This is a genomic window from Enterobacter sp. E12 (genome assembly GCF_014596715.2).
Lineage (GTDB): Bacteria > Pseudomonadota > Gammaproteobacteria > Enterobacterales > Enterobacteriaceae > Enterobacter > Enterobacter bugandensis.
Map to the genome: position 1 here is coordinate 4,028,131 of NZ_CP115601.1, position 21,192 is coordinate 4,049,322.

Below are 21,192 nucleotides of genomic sequence, written 5' to 3' on the forward strand. Positions count from 1 at the left end.
AAATAACAGGAGTTAACTGTGGTTATCGGGCCATTTATTAACGCCGGAGCCGTATTGCTGGGCGGCGTACTGGGCGCAGTGTTGAGTCAACGGCTGCCGGAGCGTATCCGTTCATCCATGCCCTCTATATTCGGCCTGGCATCCTTAGGCATCGGCATCCTTTTAGTGATCAAATGCGCCAACCTGCCCGTCATGGTGCTGGCTACACTGCTCGGCGCACTGATTGGCGAATTTTGCTATCTGGAAAAAGGCATCAATAGCGCGGTGGGCAAAGCCAAAAACCTGATTGCCCGACCGGGCAAGGCGAAACACGGCACGCACGAGTCGTTTATTCAGAACTACGTCGCCATCATTATTCTGTTTTGCGCAAGCGGCACCGGGATTTTCGGCTCGATGCAGGAAGGGATGACGGGCGACCCAAGCATATTGATTGCAAAAGCGTTTCTCGATTTCTTCACCGCCACCATTTTCGCCACCACGCTCGGCGTTGCCGTTGCGGCGATTTGCGTGCCGATGCTGCTGATTCAACTCGCGCTTGCCACCTGCGCCACTTTGATTCTCCCGCTGACCACGCCAGCGATGATGGCGGACTTCACCGCCGTCGGCGGCCTGCTGCTGCTGGCGACGGGCCTACGTATTTGCGGGATCAAAATGTTTGCCGTGGTGAATATGCTGCCCGCATTACTGCTCGCCATGCCGCTCTCTGCGCTCTGGACACACTTTTTCGCTTAAGATTGCGGCGAAATGGCGAGAGATTGCGCAGTCTGTAACGAAAACAACATTTTTCGTTGACGGCAACGGGCAGATCGGGTTTAATGCGCCCCGTTGCCCGGATAGCTCAGTCGGTAGAGCAGGGGATTGAAAATCCCCGTGTCCTTGGTTCGATTCCGAGTCCGGGCACCACTTATTTATAACCCTCGCTTCGGCGGGGGTTTTTGCTTTCTGAGTCAGCAACTTGTAGGTTTACCAGTAGTTACCGTCCTTATCTCTCCTCCGGCCCCGCTTCCCGGTGGTACAACTGGCGTGTTTATCGCCTTTACCGCCACACAGAAGCAGAAAAACCTGACCTTCACCGATCTATTTGAGCATTACAAATGCATATATCAATTGGACAGAGCCCGACAGAGCGGCATCACATATCCGTGATTACACCCCATCGGCTAACTGTTTTATTAGAATGATTGGTGGTAAATCCATCCGGGACATCCTGAAAAGTGACCTGTCGGCGTTCCGTACACTGCTGGAACAGTCCCAGGCTAACCGCAGTAAAGTAGGCCGAGGAACGAAGCTGTAAAAAGCGACTTCTACTTCAGACACCGTAACCACATTGCTACTATATTGTGTGTGCGTTGGCAAGCATGGCTGTCAGGGGGGCGTTTATCAGTCTAAGCAGAGGCCGGTAAAGCAATTGAGAGGAACTACAATGGATGCAGCATTACTTAACATGATGCGTTCAGGTGGAAGAAATAAAGCCTGGGCGGAAACGATGGTGAATATGGAAGCCAGGAAACTGGTAAATACAGCCAACACTCTGTCGGCTTTTCATCTCAGCGATAGTTTGACTCGAATGAAGTTTGTTCAGGAAATTCGGGACCTCATAGAACATCAGTTCACGTTAGCTCGTCGGGCTAAATCAGATGAAGAATGCATGGAATGCGTTAAAATTCTCAGAGAAGAAAACAGTAACCTGCTGGAACAAGCGCGTTTATTAAGAACGAAGGCAGCGAAGCTTTACGCTAAAGTCGAGTTTATCCGAGAGAATAACAAAATTGTTGGGTATGTGATCTCGGCTGTTAGTGTTGTCCTGGCCGGTGCTGAAATAGCCGCAGGATTTACCCTCATAGGCACTATGACCCCTCTCGGAGTTCTTGCTGGTGCGATTCTGGTTACTGACGGGGCAAACAGCATCAGTAAAGAAGTGGCTCGCTACGCAACTAACAACACTACCAGTGAAGGGCTGGTCGCGAATGCCGCGATGTCTACAGCTGAGTTTATGGGCTTTAGTCGTGAGAATGGGTTAGGTGTCTACAAATCAATTTCACTGGCCGCTAATGCGTACACCATTTTTGGCTTGTTACGGCGACCTGGTACCTGGCGACTGTTTCGTTATCTCCCTGCTGACTATTACCGAAAGGTGAGCACACTGAGCCGCCCGCAGCTTACAATGAAAATAGCGGGTTATGGCCTGAAAGCTAAGATTATTTTTGATCTGTTGTCCGTCAGCGACCCGTCCCAGAATTAGTCAGCATTTTACGATAACGCCAGGATTTGTAGCCAAGTTTTGCTGGCGTTATATACCAGATGAAAGGTAGTACAATCAATAACGTGAGTGCAAGTGTCAGGCTTGTATCCTTGGATGCAAGTAAAAGAGTTAAAGCCAGTATGATGAAGGCAATAATAGTTATCCACTTCATAGCCTTAAAACGATTGGCCAGATCATGAGTTACGCTATCAAACGAACCACCGTAATTTTCAATATTGTTTTTTAGCTTTTGAATATCTCGTTTGCTAAAACCTGATTTTAAAAGTGCCTCTTCGCTGGTCATTCTGTTATCCGTCCCATAACTCACTGAAACCTGTGACGAAGTTTAACTTAATTTGGCGGATAAATCGCTACCTGACGATATTCGTCAAATTTATATATATCAACGAGTTGAAGATATCTTAGAGTATATGCTCGAAAACTGACATTATTGCCCACTGCGGAACTTCGCTGGTACCAACTCTAATGACTCCTTCGGGGCCGTTTCCAACATCTCCCGCCCTGCCCTGTAGAAGCAACATGCAGATCACCACAGGAGGCTGAATCATGCACGATGAAATCATTAATCAGGCCCGCGAAATCCTCCCTCAGCGGCTCAACCATACCGACACATTTGCATCACAGCAGGACACCGCGAACTATCTGGCCCTACAGTGAAGCGCAATGCTGCTATTATCTATTCCCCTATCCACGACACCCCGACCACTGCGTCAGCAGCGCATGCAGTTTAGCCGGCTCCAGAGGTTTGCGCAGCACCAGATACCCTTCCTGCTCCGCCTCCAGCAGAACAGGCGAATTAAACTCGCCGCTGACCATCGCGCCGCTCATGTCCGGCAGACGTTCAAAAAGCGCTTTCAGGATGTCAAAGCCGCTTTCGCCGGATCGCAGGCGCTGGTCGCACAGCACGGCGAACGGGGTGAAGCCGTCGTCGATGATGGCGAACGCTTCTTCAGCGGAGGCCGCGCAGCGCACGTTGATTCCCCAAACGCTCATCAGGCTCTCCCAGGCTGACGTCACCAGCGGGTCGTCATCGACGACCAGGCAAGAACCGCGCAGCGGCGCATAGCGTACCGGCGCAGAGGCGTTGTTATCGGCGGGCGGGGTGTCCGTCTCGATCTCTTCGCCAGCATATTGAGTGAAGCGCATCCAGAAGCGTGAGCCTTTACCTTCTATGGATTGCATCCCGTACTTCACCTTCATCAGCCTGGCACAGCGGGCAACCACGGCGAGGCCCAGCCCGTGTCCGGCGCTGTCGATCTTCCAGGCCAGTTCGGGGCGGTAGTAAGGGGAGAAGATTTTACCTTTCTCGTCATCAGCGATACCGACACCCGTGTCCCACACCTCCACCAGGCACTCGTCACCGCGCGGTCGGATGGCAACCAGCACGCCGCCCTGCTGCGTGTAGCGAAGGGCGTTTTGAATCAGGTTAATCAGCGATTGTCGCACCAGCAGCGGGTCGCCCGTCACGTGGATGCGGCGTTTGGGCCGACGGGTGGACAGCCTAAGTGCACGGCTATTAGCCTCTTCGCGAAACAGCGTGATCACCGAGTCGAGCAGAGCGCCGATGTCCACTTTGGTAGAGGCAGTGAGCACTTTCCCGGATTCAATCTTGCTGAGGTCGAGCAGAGAATTGAACATCAAATGCACCGAGCGAACGCTCTGCTGCAGGTCAAGCAGCTGGGGCGTCAGGCTGTCGTCCCGGTTTCGATGGATAATCGCTTCAATCAAAAATCCCATGGCGTGTACCGGCTGACGCAGGTCGTGGCTGGCAGTCGTCAGGAACTGATTTTTATCCAGCAGCGCCTGCTCCGCTTCCTCTTTGGCCTGACGAAACTGTTCTGCCAGGCGTGAGCTTTTTTCCTCAAGCAGCGCTTGCTGAATAAAGTACGCGTGCGACGTTAACGCATGGCGGTAAATGGCGAAGCCGTACAGCAGGTTCAGCATCAGCACAATGAATATCAGCTCGTCCAGCCGCCAGATGATGCCGATATTCAATACTCCCCAGGAGGCGAAGAAAAAGCACGTAAAAGTGCTGATGACTGGCGTCAGATGCGTCGCATTGGCGGCGACGATGGCGGCAATACTGATATTAAGGAGCAGGAAAAAGTCAAAGTTCTGCGTCTGCGGAGTAATTAAATAGAGAGATGAAATCCCCAGCCCGTGAATAAAAGCGATCTTATTTATGCGCGGAAGCCAGCGGCGCAGAACGTCCTCTTCATCATGCTCTTTCACTTCGCGCTGGTAGCGTCGGTGCAATATGCGGATTGCCACGGCACATAGCAGGTAAATAATTATCCAGATAATGGTTGGGCCAAGTTCATCGCCCAGCAAATAGATCCAGATGGCAAAAGGAATACCGACAAATGGCACCGCGCTAAAGCTGAACACCAGCCGCAAAAAAGTGTTGTTTAGCAAACGGATCTGCGCGGGAGATGAGATACCATCTTTCTGTAAGCTCTGGAAAAACCTCATTCTGATGATTCCCGCTTGCCATGCAGAAGCGTGATGGCTTCGACCCGGCTGTTAACGCCTATCTTTTTCAATATATTGCTGATGTGTTCTTTGACCGTGGGCTCAGAAATTGAAAGCTGCGCGGCGATTCGTTTATTTGGCAGGCCGCGCATAATCATATTTAAAACGTCTATTTGTCGCGGCGTTAGGTTAAATTTACTTAACTTCTCATTATTCGATTCAACGGGAAAATCGTTTCTCTCAGGAAACCAGGTCAGATTATCAAGGAGTGCACAAACGGCCCGTGAGAACATTTCAGGCGGTTCGCTTTTCAATACAAATCCGTGTCCCCCGGCGGCGTGAACTTTCTGCCAGATGTCATTATTGTCGTCCCCGCTGACCACCAGGAACCGTACCTGTGGGTAATGTTGTTTTACTTCTTTGAGTAATTTCAGTGCCGTTCCGGACGAAAGCCAAAAATCGATGACCAGCAAACGCGGCGGGCCATTATCCCTAATTTGACGGTAGCAATCTTCCTCATTCGTCACCACGCTCGCCTGCTTAAAATGGCAATGTGAAATCAGAAAATTAGCGATGCCGCTTGCTACCAATGGATGGTCATCAACGACCAACGCATAATTCTGCCCCAAAGGATCCTCCTTTTACCTTCGCATATCTGAGTGTACAGATGAATTATTATCTACCCACCCTACTTTAGGAGGGTTTTTTCGATTAGGAAAGGGAAATATATTATTCGCTGATTTGGGTAATTGAAAACATAAATACAATCAGTGAAATTAACTGATTGGATATCAAGGATAATTTATGAAAAAACCACTCATCTTTTTAAGCGTTACGTTGATGCTCGCCGGTTGTTCCACGCTAAAAACCGATCAGGCTATTCCACTCCTGCAGGCGGAGACCGCTAAAATGCTGGGGCTGGGCTCATCGGATGAAATAACCGTGACCAATGTTAATGGCGCCCAGCCGGACGCACTGGGAGGGCAAAAACTGTCTTATCGCGCTACGACGGAAAAAGGGCGTATTTTCGATTGCTCATCAATGATGATGCCGGGGATTTTAGGATCCGCCCCGACGCTCAGCGCACCAACCTGTACCCCTGTTGTCACGCATAAATAATTAACGGCAAATGAAAAGGCGTACATAAATAACGCCTTTTATATTTTCTGACGTATCTGAGTTTTCATAAAAACGATTTTCCAGACATCACGCTAATGAGTACGGAGATAGCCCGTGAATAACTCTACATCGCATGCTTTAGCGGTTAAGACGCCGCTTTCCAGACTTTACCTCGCTCTATTTTCCGCGCCACTGTTACTGCTTTCACCTGCCGATTTCGCGCGCGCAGCCGATGCCATTTTTGATGGCGAGGCGCGTATAACCGAAACGCTGGGTTACACCGGAGATGTTTACGTTGGACGTAATCAACCCGGAAACCTGCTGATTGATAATGGCAAAATCACCGCCTATAACATCAACATCGGTCGGCTGTTCGACGGCCAAATTTATGAAAGCGTGGTCACGGTCCGTGGGCCAAACGCTGAGCTTAACGCAGTGAACGATCAGTACGTCCTGCGCGGCGACCTGAATCTTGGCCTCGGCACCCTGCGAGTCGAAGAAGGCGCGCTGGCCAGCGCAAAAGAAATTGTTGTCGGCACCACCCGCGGCTACGACAGCCACCTTATCGCCACTGGCGCCGGCTCTCGCGTGACCAGTAATTTTCTCAGCGTAGGTACCGATCTGGGGGCACGCTCCACGCTGGCGATTGAAGACGGCGCGGCGCTCAGCACCGCCTACGATGCGCGCATCGGCAACGGTACCGGGCCGGGTGAAACCGACACGCTAAGCCCGAAAGCCACCGTCACGGGGAGCGGCTCACAGTGGAACGTTGGCCGTACGTTGACGCTATATGGCGACCTGGACGTGCTGAACGGCGGTGCGGTTAACGTTGGCGGCGTGCAGGTGGCGGGCGTCTCCGGGGCAGGTAAAACCGCCGAGCTGGTTATTGCGGGCAAAGACTCGCGCTTTACCAGCGGCAGCAGCGTGAGCGTGGGCGATTATGGCAATGGCGTGCTGTCGGTGATTGACGGCGGTTCATTTTCCGCTGGCAGCAATACGCTGATCGTGGGGACCTCGGGTTCCGGCTCGAACCGGGGTGCGCTCATTGTCGGCAGCCGCGGCAATATGGACACCGGCACGGGTTTAACTGAGCCAACGCTTGGCACAGCGGGCGGCGCGGGTACTCTCGATGCGAATACGGCAATCAGCCTGCGCGGCGGGCTGTTCGGCAGCTATGTCTACTTCAACCATACCGACGAAAATTACGTCTTTAGCAACAAGATGAGTGGCGAAGGTGAGGTGATCAATACTTCCGGGCAGACAACGCTGAATGGCGATCTTTCAGCCCTTCAGGCGAACGTGACCGCGCGCGGTGGCAAAGTCATTATCGCCAGCAACATCAACACCCAGCCAGAAGACGATATTTTTGATATTCAGACTCTTAGCGCCGAGAACGGCGGGACACTGATCCTCAACGCGACGGCGGGATCCGACGTTAGCGACGGGCTGGGCTACAGCAGCGCCGCCTCAATCAAGGCCGGCGGAACGCTGGGAGGGAACGGCACGCTGGGCCAGACCGAGATCCTTTCCGGCGGGCATATCTCGCCAGGGGATGGCGATATCGGCACGCTGACGCTGAAACGTTATCTGAATTTTGTGGGTGACTCTTTCTATGACGTCGATATCGCCGGAGATGGCCGCAGCGACCAGCTGCTGGTCGCAGGCAAAACGACCATCAGCGACCGGGCTCAGGTACAGGTCACTGCGCTGGATCCGCAAACCAGCTACAAAACGGGCCAAAGCTACCGCATTTTAACCTCCGACGGGGGAATTGACGGTCAGTTCGCGGGGGCGGTGTCTAAATCCGCCTTCCTGGACGTGGCGCTCAACCAGAGCACCAACGCCGTCGATCTGACTATCGCGCAGAAAGAGACCGGCGGCGAGAATCCGGGAGGCGAAAACCCGGGAGGTGAAAATCCAGGAGGAGGAAACCCAGGCGGTGAGAACCCGGGCGGAGAAAACCCTGGCAGTGAGAATCCGGGCAGTGGCAAGCCGGGGATTTTCCAGACCGTCGCCAAAAGCAGCAACCAGTGGAATACCTCCGGCGCGCTCTCCACCCTGACGCAAAGCGGCCCGTCGCTGGCGCTGTATAACTCTCTGCTGGTACTCAGCGCGGCGGAAGCGCGCGAGGCGTTCAACCAGCTGTCCGGTGAAGTTTATCCGTCAATGCAGTCCAACCTGATCGCCGGCAGCACGCAGGTGTTTAACGTCTTAAACCAGCGTATGCAGCGCGCGTTTGATAACGACAGCCTGCCGATACCACCGTTAGCGATGTCGCTGGTGCAGCAGCCGGAGCCGCAAAACAATGGCGTCTGGGGCCAGACCTTCAGCTCCTGGAGCCGAAACGACGGCGACGGGAACGTGGGCAAGCTGGACGGCAACACCACCGGCTTCCTGCTGGGAGCAGATCGCAAGCTGGCGGATCATAACGTGCGTGTCGGTGGCTACTTCGGCTACAGCCGCGGTGATTACGACGTCGACAGCCGTCGTTCCTCAACGGATACCGATAACTACCACCTTGGCCTGTATGCGGCGGGTCAACAGGATGCGTTCTCCCTTCGCGGCGCGCTGGGTTACACCTGGCACAAGATAGAAGGCGAGCGCAGCGTTGATTTCAGCGGCTTCTCGGATCGGCTGAAGTCGGATTACGACGCCAACTCGCTGCTGGCATTCACCGAAGCTGGCTACCGCTTCGGCCAGCCTGATATGAATATCGAGCCGTTCGTCAATTTATCGTACATTCGACTGCATACCGACAGCTTCAGGGAAGACGGCGGTGCCGCCGCGCTGAGCGTAAGTAACGAAACGATGAACACCTTCTACTCCACCCTCGGGGTGCGCGGTGTGACCGAGCTGCCGAAGAACGTGAACCTCTACGGTTCGTTGGGCTGGCAGCACGCCTATGGCGATAAGAATACCTCTTCGCGCATGGCGTTTGCGGGCAGCGACGCGTTCATTACTCAGGGGCAGGCCGTGGATGAGGACGTGATGGTGGGTGATATCGGCGTGAGCGTACAGCTGTCGCGTGCTGCGACGCTGGATGTGGGTTATCAGGGGCAATATGGTGCGGATACCCGCGTCAACTCGGTTAACGCTAATCTGCGCTGGTTGTTCTGAATTATTTCCAGTAAAAGAACCCGCCCTTGTGGCGGGTTTTTGCTTTTAGGCTCTCAGGAATTCAGGGATCGTTCCCAACCGCGTCCAGCAGTTTGTTTTTAAAGATAAACAAACACGCCTCGTTGAAGTTCTCCGCCCCCAGGCGTTCCGACAGCGCTGTCCGCTTGCGATAGAGGCTCTTCACCGACGTGTTCAGCTCATCGGCAATCGCTTCCATCGACATCCCTGCCCTCAACAACCGCAGCATGATCGCTTCGTGCGTGCCAAGCCGTAAGTTAAGCAGCCATTTGGTGGTCAGACGCCTGCCCTTCATATTGAGCACCAGGTTAAATAACGATGCCATATCCGGCGCCGTAAGCGACGTGTTCATAAACAACTTCATACTGAGTAGATTCTCCTCGCGATGTCGCATATCCAGCATAACGCAGCAGATCGTTTTTTTTGTTCTGGCCGGATGGCGTATCAGGTAATCATATAAACGGAGCGGAGAACGGCTATCAATCAACACAGAATATTCATCTGCACCGTTATCAAATATGTTTCTGTCAATCGAGTCGAGCAGGATAATATCCGGGAAAAATAGCCTCATCCCCCTGACAAGATAGCGATCCTGGGTCACTAACACTATTGAAGTTGCCACTAACCATCCCTTTTAGATTAAAGCAAGAGCGCACCTTCAGAAAGAAGGCCGCCTTCGTTTTATAGCGCTGTAATATTAACGACAATATGTATTCTGGCGTTGAACATCCCTCAATACAGACATTGATGAGTAAGACTTCCTGTAGACTTTCATTCAATGGCTGGCGTTAATTATAAATAAAAAACAATCGCAGAAAAGTCACTTCGATGAACATTAAGACTTTTTGTCATGAAACTTCCCAAACATGCACCAGAAAGTACTTTAATTGCTACAATAAAACCTCGCCGGGAATATAAACAAACTCAAAAACACTTAAATAAATTACATTAATATCAAATAGTTACAAATACACACTCAATTCAAAATAATCACAAAAGACATCTCATTCCAGAATTATCCCAAAACTACCCCTCTGCTTTTCACCATATTTATCCGGCAACATATCAGGTGTACATTACCTTCCACCCAGTTTCCAAAGAGGAGGTTCCATAATTACCTTAAAGTAAGTACCCCATAACGTTACTGCATTCAGATTTAATGTTCTCATTTATGGCCTTTAACGCAGAGTTAAAAGGCGGCCGTGTTATGCAATGGATTCATGATAAACAAATGGCAAATAGATATGGAAAGATCGCTTCGCTTCAATACGTTATTCTTTTATCGCGCCCCAGGATTATTGTTTCTGCTATTTCTGTTTCCTGTTCTCGTTCAGGCAACGGAATCCGTTTATGAGCAACAGATTCAACAGGCACGTAACGGTAATTACACGCCGTTTCTCAATTATCTTCAGCGGTATCAGCAACAGCATGCTCTGACGCCCGAGCAAGTGGCGGACTGGTTACAGGTGGCTGCGTGGGCTGGTCGTAATGACGAGGTGATTCAGCTCTGGCAGCGCTATGGCATTTATATGCCGCTGCCCGCTCGCGGCGTTGCGGCTGTCGCGCAGGCCAGAAGAGATCAAAAAGCGTGGCAGCCTGCCTTATCACTGTGGAAAGAGGCGCGTAGCCTTGCGCCACATAATGACGATTATCGTATCGGTTATATCAAAACCCTGGCCGATGCCCGCATGGATACGCTCGCTCTGCAGGAAGCCCGCCAGCTGGTGACGGAGGATCCCTCTCCGGCGCATCTTCAGACGCTTTCGTACGTCTGGTTACGCCAGGGAAAAAGCTGGGATCGGCTTTTAGCGGACACGCGTGCGCTGACCCTCGCGCCGGAGAATAACGCGCTCCTTAGCGAGCTGACTGACGCGCTAACGGATAACCGGGTGAGTACTCCCGCGCTGATGCTGTCACAAAGGGTAAAGCTGACCCCCGCGCAGCGCCGCCGTCTGGAGCTTAATGCCGCCGCAGAATGGGTTCGCCTTGCCGACGTGCCTGGCAGAACGGAAAAGGAGCGCCTGCAGCTGGCGCAAACGGCACTGAATCGTTACGACGCCCTGCTCTCACGCTGGCAACACGAACCGCAGGCAGCGGAAGACATCATCCTCGCCCGTATCGACAGGCTGGGTGCGCTGTACGCGCATGGCGATTACCCGCAGGTCATCCGTGAATATCAGTCGCTGACGGAGGCGCAGCATCCGGTGCCGGGCTGGGCCATCGGCTGGGCGATCTCCGCGTATCTGCAAGAGAAAAACGCCACTGCCGCCTTCTCGCTGCTGCAACGCTATCCGCACTACGCCGCCGATCCGCAGGACGAGGAGCATGCGCTTTTCTACGCCTGGCTGGACACGGGGCAGTATCAGGCCGCTCGCCAGTACGTAGAGCGCCAGACCCGCAGCGTTCCGTGGACCCGCTACGATTTCGGCTCGCCCACTCCGCAGCCCAACGATCGGTGGCTTACCGGGCAGTCGCTCAAATTTAACTATTTGCTCTCAACCAACGCCCTGCCGGATGCGGATAAGCTGGCGCACCGTCTGGCCACAACGGCGCCGGGCAATCAGGGGCTGCAGATTGACTATGCCACTCTGCTTCAGGCGCGGGGCCAGCCGCGCGCGGCCGAGCAAACGTTAAAAAGGGCGGAGGCGCTGGAGCCATCTAATCTGGAGCTGGAACAGCAGCAGGCATACGTCGCCATGGATCTGCAGGAATGGCGACAGATGGATTTACTGGCCGACGACGTGCTTGCCCGCGCGCCCGTTGCTCGCAGCGCCAGGCGTCTGGACAGGCTCAGAACGGTGCATCACATGTCCGAGCTGCGCCTTAACGCGAGCAAGGGCTTGCACTCCGATAACCCCATCAGCGGGACGCACGACCTGAACGGGGATGCCACGCTCTATGGTCCACCGGTAGCGGATAGCTGGCGGCTGTTTGCGGGTACCCGCTATGCGCAAGGTAATTTCGATGAAGGCAAAGGCACCAGCCGTCACCTCCTGGGCGGCGTCGAGTGGCGTCCTCGCGACCTTCAGCTCGAAGCCGAGGTATCCAGCAACCGCTATCACGGTGAAAACAAGCCGGGTGCTCGCCTCTCAACCACGTACTTTCTAAATGATAACTGGCAGGTCAGCGGCAGCCTTGAACGCTTATCCCGCACCGCGCCGCTACGGGCATTACGCAACGGGATTAGCGCTAACCGGGGTGAAGGCGGGATCCGCTGGTATCAAAACGAGCGCCGTGAGTACCAGTTCAGCGCCGCCGTCAGCCGCTTCTCAGACCATAATCGCCGACAGGAATACACCCTTACGGGTAAGGAGCGTCTCTGGCAGACCCCGACCCTGACGCTGGATCTTGAACCGGGGATCGCCGCCAGTAAAAACAGCCTTCGGGACACGCTCTATTACAACCCGGCGCGGGATCTGTCCGTGACGGCCGCCCTGTCCGTGGACCATGAGATGTACCGCCATTACGACACCCTCTGGAGCCAGCAGTTGGTGGCGGGAGGCGGCAGCTACTGGCAGAAAAACCAGTCCGTTGGCGCCATCGCCCTGCTGGGCTACGGGCAACGTGTCCAGTGGAATAACGTCATTGATACCGGCGTGATGCTGAACTGGGATAAACGCCCTTACGACGGCAAACGCGAGAGCAACCTCTCCGTCACGCTTGATGCGACTTTACGCTTTTAAGGATGAATATGCTGAACACACGTTTTTCCGTGAGCCTGATCCTCATCGGCTGGCTCTGCCTCAGCGCGAGCGTCTGGGCGCAGGCGATCTCGTTCGTTGCGCCCAGCGAGCGGCCGCAGCCGGAGGCGAGCAAACCCTGGCCGCAGAACCAGTTTCTGGTGCTGGCCTACCACGACGTCGAAGACGATGCCGCCGATCAGCGCTACCTCTCCGTGCGCACCAGCGCGCTAAACGAGCAGATTAGCTGGCTTCTGCACAACGGCTATCACGCCATCAGCGTGCAGGACATTCTGGACGCGCATGACGGCAAAAAATCGCTGCCGCCGAAAGCCGTTCTGCTCAGCTTTGACGACGGCTACAGCAGCTTCTACACCCGCGTCTGGCCGCTGCTTAAGGCGTGGAACGTGCCTGCGCTCTGGGCGCCGGTGGGCAGCTGGGTGGATACGCCAGCAAACCAGAAGGTGAACTTTGGCGGTCTGATGACGCCCCGGGATCGCTTCGCGACCTGGGACATGGTGCGCGAGCTCAGCCAGTCTCCGCTGGTTGAGATCGGATCGCATACCTGGGCCTCGCATTACGGCATCGTCGCCAATCCGCAGGGCAGCCGGGAACCGGCCATCGCCAACCGCTTTTATGATAAAGCGACGGGGCGCTATGAAACTGACCAGCAGTTCAGCCAGCGGATCGGCGATGACGTCCGCAAGGTGACGGAGAAAATCGCGCAGGTGACGGGCAAAGCGCCGCGCGCCTGGGTCTGGCCTTACGGTGCCGCCAGCGGTACGTCGCTCGCCATCGCCAGGCAACAGGGCTACCGGCTGGCCTTTACCCTGGAGGACGGACTGGGTGACGTGCGCAATCTCGGTAGCATTCCCCGTTTGCTGATCGCCGGCAACCCCTCGCTCAAAGCGTTTGCCAGTTCGGTCAGCCGGGTTCAGGAGCACGATCCCGTGCGCGTGATGCACGTCGATCTCGACTACGTTTACGATCCCGATCCGGCTCAGCAGACCCAAAACATCAACAGGCTGATCCAGCGGGTCTACGACATGAAAATCAGCCACGTCTTCCTGCAGGCGTTTGCCGACCCGCAGGGCGATGGCAGGATCAGGGCGCTCTATTTCCCCAACCGCCGGCTTCCGGTCCGGGCCGATCTCTTTAACTTCGTATCCTGGCAGCTGCAAACCCGCGCGGGGGTGAAGGTCTACGCGTGGATGCCGGTGCTCTCGTTCGATCTCGATCCTGCCCTGCCGCGCGTGCAGCGCCGGGACGATCGAACCGGCCAGCTGCGCGAGGCCAATGAGCCCTACATCAGGCTTTCACCGTGGGACCCGCAGGTTCGCCTGCAGGTGACGGAAATCTATGAAGATCTGGCCCGCCATGCCAGCTTCAACGGGATCCTGTTCCATGACGATGCGGTACTGACGGACGTTGACGCTGCCGGGCAGGACACGACGCGCCAGAAAAGCCGGAGGCTTACCGGATTTACCCGCGCTCTGAGCCAGGCGGTGAAGCACATCCGCGGCCCGCAGATAAAAACCGCGCGCAATATGTTCGTCCTTCCCATTCTGCAGCCCGAAAGCGAAGCGTGGTTTGCGCAGAATCTCGATGATTTTCTGGCGGCCTATGACTGGACGGTGCCCATGGCAATGCCGCTGATGGAGTCCGTTCCGGCGAACGAGAGCAATGCCTGGCTGACGCGTTTGATCAAGGCCGTCGCCGCGCGGCCCGGCGCGCTGGATAAAACCATTTTCGAGCTGCAGGCCAGAGACTGGGAGCAGAAGCCGCAGCGCGCCGTCTCCGACAGTCAGCTTGCGGCGTGGATGCGCGTCCTCCAGCTGAACGGCATCAAAAACTACGGCTACTACCCTGACGATTTCATCAATAACCAGCCTGATATCTCGCGCATCAGGCCCGTCTTTTCTTCCTACTGGTACCCTGACAATGACTGATCGCATAATCGCCTTTTCAATTTTGTGTCTGGTATTCGGGCTGCCGTTAGGGGTAGCCGCCCTCTTTACCGGCGAGCTGATTCTGGATTTTGTCTTCTTCTGGCCGCTGTTTATGTCCGTGCTCTGGGTCACCGGCGGCCTCTATTTCTGGTTTCAGCTTGAACGCCGCTGGTCGTGGGATAAAGACACGCCCGCCCCGACGCTCGCCGGCGAGCCGCTCATCTCAATTCTGATCCCCTGCTTCAATGAGGAAAGAAACGCCAGAGAGACCATCAGCGCCGCGCTGGCTCAGCGATACGAGAATATTGAAGTGATCGCCATCAACGACGGCTCGTCTGATAACACCGCGCAGGTGCTGCAGCAGCTGGCGCTGGAGCAGCCGCGCCTGCGGGTGATTAACCTCGCGGAGAATCAGGGAAAAGCGGTGGCGCTCAAAGCCGGGGCGGCGGCGGCCCGGGGCGATCTGCTGGTCTGTATTGACGGCGACGCCCTGCTCGACCGCGACACCGCGGCCTATCTGGTCGCGCCGCTGATTCAGTATCCCCACGTCGGGGCGGTTACCGGGAACCCGCGCATTCGCACGCGCTCCACGCTGATTGGCCGCATTCAGGTTGGCGAGTTTTCGTCCATCATTGGGCTCATCAAGCGGACGCAGCGGATCTATGGCCGGGTCTTTACCGTCTCCGGCGTCATCGCCGCCTTTCGTCGGCAGGCGCTGGCGGACGTGGGGTACTGGAGCCCGGACATGATCACCGAAGACATCGACATCAGCTGGAAGCTCCAGCTGCGCCACTGGGATATCTTTTTCGAGCCGCGGGCGCTGTGCTGGATCCTGATGCCGGAGACGCTGAAGGGCCTGTGGAAGCAGCGTCTGCGCTGGGCACAGGGCGGCGCGGAGGTATTTCTGGTGAACCTGCGCAAGATGGTGCGCTGGGAGCATCACCGCATGTGGCCCCTGTTTCTGGAGTACGCGCTGTCAACGCTGTGGGCCTTCGCGTATGCGATAACGGTGCTGCTGTACATCATCAGCCACGTCGCGCCCATTCCCGCCAGGCTGACCGTTGAAACCCTGTTTCCCCCGGCATTTACCGGGCTGCTGCTGGGCGTGATGTGCCTGCTGCAGTTCCTGGTCAGCTTGTACATCGAGCGGCGCTATGAGCGCAAGGTGGCCAGCTCGCTTTTCTGGGTGATTTGGTTCCCGATGGTCTACTGGATGATTGGTCTGTTCACCACCCTCGTCGCATTTCCAAAAGTCATGCTTAAACGTCAGCGCGCCCGCGCGCGCTGGATCAGTCCGGACAGGGGAAAAGGAAGCCTTCAATGAATGAAAATACCTTAATTTTGACTGAACATCGGTTGCTGCCACGACTTTTTGATGCCGCGTTAACCGTGGTGGCGTGGGGCGGGTTTCTGTTCTTCCTGTATGCCAGGCTGTGGATGCAGTTAACCGAGGAGAGCGACCACCGGTGGAGCGTGATTATTGCCTCCTTTAATACGGTGTTGATCTATTTGCTGTTCGCCGCGCTCAACGGCTGGCTGCTGATTTTGTGGTATCAGTACAACCGCCGCCGTGCGAACGTAAGACGACGTCAGCCGGGCTTGTTGCATCATGACGAACTTGCCCGCAGCTTTAACGTCTCACCGCAGCTCATCTCGGAGATGAGCCAGCACAACCTGCTGACGGTTTATCATGACCAGATTGGACGCATCATCGAATTGAAAACCAGCGCGCAGCAGGACGAGGAAGCGCAGTAACAAAAAGCTCCCACAGAGAATACCCTGCGGGGGCTTTTTTAGCGCAGATTCACGTTACTTATCCTTCAGTACAATCAGCGGCTCGATATCGCTCTCTTTTTTCACCACCAGCGAGTCATCGCCGCGCAGGCAGGTCCCGCCGTAATTTCCGCCCACGGTAAAGGTACAGACCTGAATGTACTTGCCGTCGACGTTTGGCAGGCACCACAGCTGCTGGTAGATATTTTTGCGGTCAACAAACTTGCCGCTGGATTTATCCAGCAGTTCGTCCTGGGCGCTGATGAGATCGATATTGCTGCCGCAGCGTCCGGCAATCGGCTTGACGGCGTATCCGGTCTGCTTCAGCAGGTCGTTCACCTCAAAATCGGTGTCGAGCAGGTAACGGTGGTTCGGGAACAGCTGCCACAGTACCGGAAGAATCGCCTTGTTGCCGGGAATAACGGTCCACAGCGGTTCAAAGACCAGCACTTCCGGGCGCAGCAGAACATCAATCAGGCGTACCTCGCCCTCAGGATGCCCGGTGCGGATCGGCACGGCGGCGTATTCGGTTTCGCTCACCTCGCGGATCTGCTCTATCGCCGTCTCCCACGCCCAGGTTTTCCACACGCAGTTGACGTGACGACCTTCGTCGTCAATCAGCTGTCCGGCGCCATCCCAGCTCAGCGCCTCCAGCCCGTGCAGGATTTTGGTCTCGAACCCGGCCTGCATCAGCGAGCGCTGGATAAAGAGCGCGTGGTAGTCCTCCTCGACATCGTTGTCCTGCATGATGTGAACGAACGGCCGCGCGTGGCTGTGCTTCCATGCGCCGGTCAGCTCTTCAAGCAGCCCTTCTGCCGGGTTATGCCCGCTGCCGCGATAGCCGTTTTTCACCCACTCTTCGAGAATGAGCCCGCCTTCAGTGTGGCAGGACGCGGAGTCGGCGTTGTATTCGTAAACCTTAATGCCGCGCTCATCCATGCAGAAATCCATACGACCGGTGATCATATGGTGGCGACGCCATTGCCAGGAGAGGCGCAGGCGCGGCCAGAGGATTTTCGGGATGTCGAAAAGCGCCAGCAGATTGTCGTCTTTCAGCACCTTGTCCGTCGCGTGCAGGTACATCAGGTGCAGTTCGTTGGTGGCCTTGATCAGCTCCTGCTCGGCGCTTTCCTTGATGGTGAAATACTGGCAGGGATCTTTGTTGATCACATGGCCGTTCGCTCGGATATACGCCTGCTGCAGCGCGTCATTTTCGTTCAGCCATTTTCCGTCGAACTGACGTTTGTTTTCTAGCCGCGCGCCGCTGATTTTCAGCAGTTCTCCGTCCGGTTCAGGCTGGGGAATGCTGTGCTCCGTGTCGTCCGTCTGGATCATCCAGCCGAGAATTTCGGTATCGCTGAAGGTGTCATGAAGGGTATAGCAGCCGTTCTCCACGGTCAGACGCAGTTCGCGCGTCCACTGCTGTCCGAGCGGCAGCGGGGAGTGAATCACGTTCTGCTCCGCAATACGCACCTTATCGTCCAGAAGCTGGGTGATCACCGCCACGTGGCCGGTCTCGTGAAACTCGCCGCCTTTTTGCCAGATCAGCAGCGCCCCGGCGCGCGGCGCGCGCTTCGAGCCGTTGGCAAAAGCCTGAAGGGGCAGAATGTTATCGTTCACCACCTGGCGCAAAAAGCGCAGGGAGAAGATTTCCCACGCCATGCCGACATCGGTAAACACGAAGCCATAGTTGAGGAACAGGAAACGGCGGGCAAACTCAACGCACTGCCACTTGTGGCCCATGTATTCGTTGCCGATATAGCTGCGAAAGTCCGCGTCTTCCGGGTAGTTACGCGGGTCCAGACTGCCGTAATTTGAAGAGTAAATCGCCACGCCACCGGGCGCATAGCCTAACAATGTCCCGAATGGCGCATCACTGCTTAACTTTCCTTTACGCATGTATCCAACCTAAAACAGGCAGGCGGCAATTTTTTGAAGGGTTGTCGTCGTCTGCACGTTGTAATTAACCTGACAGAGGAGCGTTTATCATACACCTGCGCGACGCGTGAATAACATTTAAAACAACCAGCATGCCGCGAAATGCCCTGGCGCAATCTCCTGCATCGCAGGCTCCTGCGTCTGACAAACCGGCATGGCGTGCGGGCAGCGGCTGCAGAACTTACAGCCCGGCAGCGCGGACGTGGGGCCTGGAATGTCGCCGCGCAGGGTGGCGTCTTCGAGATTGCGGATGCGCGGATCGGGCTGGGGAACCGCCGCCAGCAGCGCGCGGGTGTAAGGGTGTGCCGGGCGCTGATACAGTTCATTCGCCGGGGCCACCTCTACCAGTTTGCCGAGATACATCACCCCAATGCGGCTGGAGATATGGCGCACCATGGAGAGATCGTGGGCGATAAACAGATAGGTTAGCCCCAACTCCTGCTGCAGGTCCTGCAAAATATTCACCACCTGCGCCTGCACCGATACGTCCAGCGCCGAGAGCGGCTCATCGCACAGCACAAATTCAGGATGCACGGACAACGCGCGGGCAATACTGATGCGCTGACGCTGCCCGCCGCTGAACTCATGCGGGAACCGTTCAAGGTGTTCGTGCTTCAGCCCGACTTTGTAGAGCAGCGTTTCCGTCCGTTCTCGCTGTTCTTCGCGGCTGTAGCCGTGGATCTGCATCGGTTCGGCCACCAGCTGTCGCACCGTCATACCGGGGTTGAGCGAGGAGTAAGGATCCTGAAAAATCGCCTGCATCCGCTTACGCAGCGGCTTGAGCTCTTTTTCACGGGCATGGGCGATTGACTGTCCGGCAAAGTGGATCTCGCCCGAAGTGATATCGAACAGGCGCAGGATGGCGCGCCCGAGGGTGGATTTGCCGCAGCCGGACTCCCCCACCAGACCAAACGTCTCGCCAGGCTGGATATCAAAGCTCACGCCATCAACCGCCTTCACGGCCACGCCTTTACGCAGCAAACCGCCGCTAAGCGGATAGTGCTTGCGCAGTTCGCGCACGCTCACTAATGGCGCCTGTTGTTCACTCATGCCTGAATCTCCTTATCGGCCCATAGCCAGCAGGCGGCGCGATGGCCCTCTCCGGTGGTGTAAAATGCGGGCTGTCGTTCACACTGGGGCATGCGTTTCGAGCAGCGTTCCGCAAATGGACAGCCCGGGGGCGGGTTAAGCAGGCCAGGCGGCGCGCCTTCGATGGGCGATAAACGTTGGTTGACCTCATCCGGGCGCGGCAGCGAGGCCAGCAGCCCCTGGGTGTAAGGATGCGCAGGACGATAAAAAATGTCCTCCACGCTCCCCTCCTCCATCACCAGCCCGCCGTACATCACCACCACGCGGCTGCAGACCTGCGCCACCACGCCGAGATCGTGGGTGATCAGCAGAATCGCGGTTCGGGTCTGCTGTTGCAGGCTTTTCAGCAGGCGCAGGATCTGCGCCTGAATGGTCACGTCCAGCGCGGTGGTCGGCTCGTCGGCAATAAGCAGCTTCGGGCTGCAGGAGAGCGCAATGGCGATCATCACCCGCTGTCGCATCCCGCCGCTGAACTCGTGGGGATACTGGTCGTAGCGGCGTTCCGCCTCGGCAATGCCTACCTGTTCCAGCATGGCGATCGCCGCCGCTTTGGCCGCTTTTTTGCTCAGCCCTTTGTTACGCATCAGGATCTCAGCCATCTGCTTGCCGATGGTCAGCACCGGGTTCAGGGCGGTCATCGGATCCTGAAAAATCATCGCGATCTCGTTGCCGCGAATGGCACGCATCTGCGCGGGCGTTTTCTGCGCCAGGTCCTCATTCTGGAAGCGAATGCTGCCGCCGGTTATCCGTCCGTTGCTCCCCAGAAGCTGGATAATCGACTTACAGGTGACGCTTTTCCCGCAGCCCGACTCGCCGACGATACCGACGAGTTCCCCCGGCTGAACCTGAAAGCTCACGCCGCGCACCGCGTGAACCTCGCCCTCGCGGGTGCGGAACGTGGTTTGCAGGTTCTCAAGCGCTAATAAGTTACTCATCGCGATTTGCTCCCGGCTCAAAGGCGGTACGGAACACATCGCCCAGCACGTTAAAGCTGAACACCGTCAGCAGGATCAGAATGCCGGGGAACATCGCCAGCCACGACGCTTCGCCAATATAAGACTGGGCGTTGTTAAGCATGCTTCCCCATGATGCCGCCGGTGCCTGCACGCCCAGCCCTAAGAAGCTGAGCGTAGACTCCATCAGAATGGCCGAGGCGATATTCAGCGTGGCCGCCACGATAATGGTCGGCAGCACGCCGGGAATGATGTGGCGCACGATAATACGCAGCGGATGCGCTCCCGACGCGCGGGCATAAAGCACGTACTCGCGCTCTTTCACCGATAGGGTTTCAGCACGCACCAGACGCGACATGTTCATCCACGTCAGCAGGCTGATAATCAGAATGATGTTATCCACGCCCGGCTTGAGGTAAGCATTCACCACCAGCAGCAGGAAGAAGGCCGGAATGGCCATCAGGATATCCACGGCGCGCATCATCAGGTTATCCAGCCAGCCGCCAAAATAGCCGCTCACCGTTCCTACCACCGTGCCGATAAGCGTGGAAAAGAGCATGGCAAGAAAACCGACCATCAGGGAGATCTGGCCGCCGTACAGCGCGCGGGTAAAGTAGTCGCGCCCGTATTCGTCGGTGCCGAACCAGTGCGCGGCATCCGGCGGCAACGTGCGCGCGCCGAGCGCCATCCGATCTGGATCGTACGGACTTAACCCCGCACAGAACGCGGCGACAACGAAAATAAAAAGCACAAACAGGGAGAACTGCGCCGGACGGTTGCGGCGCAGCTGGTGACGAACCTGCTGCCAGCGTCTGCTCATC

16 protein-coding genes and 1 tRNA gene are annotated in these 21,192 nt (G+C 56.1%); 9 read left to right on the forward strand and 8 right to left on the reverse strand.

The features are described from left to right. Nucleotides 1-18: 18 nt before the first annotated feature. The 3 genes from IB212_RS19225 (at nt 19) to IB212_RS19235 (ending at nt 2,242) form a co-directional block, all read left to right on the forward strand. Nucleotides 19-732: a DUF554 domain-containing protein gene (locus tag IB212_RS19225; protein ID WP_028014391.1), complete on the forward strand. Its 714-nt coding sequence runs from the start codon at nt 19-21 to the stop codon at nt 730-732. Between the two features lie 95 nt (nt 733-827). Next, nucleotides 828-903 (forward strand) — tRNA-Phe (locus IB212_RS19230). 520 nt (nt 904-1,423) lie between these two features. Beyond that, nucleotides 1,424-2,242, forward strand: coding sequence for a DUF4225 domain-containing protein (locus IB212_RS19235; RefSeq protein ID WP_188245700.1), 819 nt, complete (start codon nt 1,424-1,426; stop codon nt 2,240-2,242). Here the strand turns inward: IB212_RS19235 and IB212_RS19240 are convergent. The 3 genes from IB212_RS19240 to IB212_RS19250 all read right to left on the reverse strand — a co-directional run bounded on the left by IB212_RS19240 (nt 2,220) and on the right by IB212_RS19250 (nt 5,364). Further along, on the reverse strand, nt 2,220-2,546 hold the full coding sequence (locus IB212_RS19240; protein ID WP_045630641.1) for a hypothetical protein: 327 nt from the start codon (nt 2,544-2,546) through the stop codon (nt 2,220-2,222). The two genes, IB212_RS19235 and IB212_RS19240, sit on opposite strands and share 23 nt — an antisense overlap. A gap of 401 nt (nt 2,547-2,947) precedes the next feature. Then, entirely contained in the window at nt 2,948-4,735 is a 1,788-nt protein-coding gene (locus IB212_RS19245; protein WP_188245701.1) for a hybrid sensor histidine kinase/response regulator, read from the reverse strand. Then, nucleotides 4,732-5,364: a response regulator transcription factor gene (locus tag IB212_RS19250; RefSeq protein ID WP_048957273.1), complete on the reverse strand. Its 633-nt coding sequence runs from the start codon at nt 5,362-5,364 to the stop codon at nt 4,732-4,734. Before IB212_RS19250 ends, IB212_RS19245 begins: the two co-directional genes overlap by 4 nt. Before the next feature lie 175 nt (nt 5,365-5,539). Here IB212_RS19250 and IB212_RS19255 point away from each other — a divergent pair, with 175 nt between their 5' ends. After that, a complete protein-coding gene (locus IB212_RS19255; protein ID WP_028014394.1) occupies nt 5,540-5,854 on the forward strand; it encodes a lipoprotein in 315 nt (104 codons plus the stop codon). Between the two features lie 114 nt (nt 5,855-5,968). Next, entirely contained in the window at nt 5,969-8,971 is a 3,003-nt protein-coding gene (locus IB212_RS19260; protein ID WP_188245702.1) for an autotransporter domain-containing protein, read from the forward strand. A gap of 61 nt (nt 8,972-9,032) precedes the next feature. Here IB212_RS19260 and IB212_RS19265 read toward each other — a convergent pair whose 3' ends face one another. Further along, the gene (locus IB212_RS19265) at nt 9,033-9,560 is read right to left on the reverse strand and encodes a helix-turn-helix domain-containing protein (RefSeq protein WP_045260784.1); all 528 of its coding nucleotides are present in this window, start codon (nt 9,558-9,560) and stop codon (nt 9,033-9,035) included. Between the two features lie 673 nt (nt 9,561-10,233). On the opposite strand from IB212_RS19265, the gene pgaA reads away from it, so the two are divergent. Genes pgaA through pgaD form a run of 4 tightly spaced genes read left to right on the forward strand, consistent with a single transcriptional unit; the run spans nt 10,234 to nt 16,373 of the window. Further along, nucleotides 10,234-12,672: a poly-beta-1,6 N-acetyl-D-glucosamine export porin PgaA gene (gene pgaA / locus IB212_RS19270; protein WP_188245703.1), complete on the forward strand. Its 2,439-nt coding sequence runs from the start codon at nt 10,234-10,236 to the stop codon at nt 12,670-12,672. A gap of 8 nt (nt 12,673-12,680) precedes the next feature. Further along, nucleotides 12,681-14,618 carry a poly-beta-1,6-N-acetyl-D-glucosamine N-deacetylase PgaB gene (pgaB, locus tag IB212_RS19275; protein WP_188245704.1) on the forward strand — a complete coding sequence of 646 codons (1,938 nt, stop codon included), beginning with the start codon at nt 12,681-12,683 and terminating at the stop codon, nt 14,616-14,618. Beyond that, a complete protein-coding gene (pgaC, locus tag IB212_RS19280) occupies nt 14,611-15,942 on the forward strand; it encodes a poly-beta-1,6-N-acetyl-D-glucosamine synthase (RefSeq protein WP_028014399.1) in 1,332 nt (443 codons plus the stop codon). Before pgaB ends, pgaC begins: the two co-directional genes overlap by 8 nt. Beyond that, nucleotides 15,939-16,373 (forward strand): poly-beta-1,6-N-acetyl-D-glucosamine biosynthesis protein PgaD, encoded by a 435-nt coding sequence (pgaD, locus tag IB212_RS19285; RefSeq protein ID WP_045260787.1) that lies wholly within the window; start codon nt 15,939-15,941, stop codon nt 16,371-16,373. The genes pgaC and pgaD overlap by 4 nt, the downstream gene beginning before the upstream one ends. 54 nt (nt 16,374-16,427) lie before the next feature. Here the strand turns inward: pgaD and gss are convergent, their stop codons facing one another. The 4 genes from gss to IB212_RS19305 form a co-directional block, all read right to left on the reverse strand. Then, complete coding sequence (gene gss / locus IB212_RS19290; RefSeq protein ID WP_188245705.1) at nt 16,428-18,290, reverse strand: bifunctional glutathionylspermidine amidase/synthase; 1,863 nt, start codon at nt 18,288-18,290, stop codon at nt 16,428-16,430. A 117-nt stretch (nt 18,291-18,407) separates the two neighbouring features. Next, a complete protein-coding gene (locus IB212_RS19295) occupies nt 18,408-19,379 on the reverse strand; it encodes an ABC transporter ATP-binding protein (RefSeq protein ID WP_188245706.1) in 972 nt (323 codons plus the stop codon). Then, nucleotides 19,376-20,353, reverse strand: coding sequence for an ABC transporter ATP-binding protein (locus IB212_RS19300; protein ID WP_188245707.1), 978 nt, complete (start codon nt 20,351-20,353; stop codon nt 19,376-19,378). The genes IB212_RS19295 and IB212_RS19300 overlap by 4 nt, the downstream gene beginning before the upstream one ends. After that, nucleotides 20,346-21,191 (reverse strand): ABC transporter permease, encoded by an 846-nt coding sequence (locus tag IB212_RS19305; RefSeq protein WP_188245708.1) that lies wholly within the window; start codon nt 21,189-21,191, stop codon nt 20,346-20,348. The genes IB212_RS19300 and IB212_RS19305 overlap by 8 nt, the downstream gene beginning before the upstream one ends. Nucleotide 21,192 lies beyond the last annotated feature (1 nt).

Coding starts and splice junctions, on each gene's coding strand:
- pgaD (WP_045260787.1), top strand. CDS start 15,939: ATGAATGAAAATACCTTAATTTTGACTGAACATCGGTTGCTGCCACGA.
- IB212_RS19300 (WP_188245707.1), bottom strand. CDS start 20,353: ATGAGTAACTTATTAGCGCTTGAGAACCTGCAAACCACGTTCCGCACC.
- gss (WP_188245705.1), bottom strand. CDS start 18,290: ATGCGTAAAGGAAAGTTAAGCAGTGATGCGCCATTCGGGACATTGTTA.
- pgaB (WP_188245704.1), top strand. CDS start 12,681: ATGCTGAACACACGTTTTTCCGTGAGCCTGATCCTCATCGGCTGGCTC.
- IB212_RS19240 (WP_045630641.1), bottom strand. CDS start 2,546: ATGACCAGCGAAGAGGCACTTTTAAAATCAGGTTTTAGCAAACGAGAT.
- pgaA (WP_188245703.1), top strand. CDS start 10,234: ATGGAAAGATCGCTTCGCTTCAATACGTTATTCTTTTATCGCGCCCCA.
- IB212_RS19255 (WP_028014394.1), top strand. CDS start 5,540: ATGAAAAAACCACTCATCTTTTTAAGCGTTACGTTGATGCTCGCCGGT.
- IB212_RS19235 (WP_188245700.1), top strand. CDS start 1,424: ATGGATGCAGCATTACTTAACATGATGCGTTCAGGTGGAAGAAATAAA.
- IB212_RS19245 (WP_188245701.1), bottom strand. CDS start 4,735: ATGAGGTTTTTCCAGAGCTTACAGAAAGATGGTATCTCATCTCCCGCG.
- pgaC (WP_028014399.1), top strand. CDS start 14,611: ATGACTGATCGCATAATCGCCTTTTCAATTTTGTGTCTGGTATTCGGG.
- IB212_RS19265 (WP_045260784.1), bottom strand. CDS start 9,560: ATGAGGCTATTTTTCCCGGATATTATCCTGCTCGACTCGATTGACAGA.
- IB212_RS19295 (WP_188245706.1), bottom strand. CDS start 19,379: ATGAGTGAACAACAGGCGCCATTAGTGAGCGTGCGCGAACTGCGCAAG.
- IB212_RS19305 (WP_188245708.1), bottom strand. CDS start 21,191: ATGAGCAGACGCTGGCAGCAGGTTCGTCACCAGCTGCGCCGCAACCGT.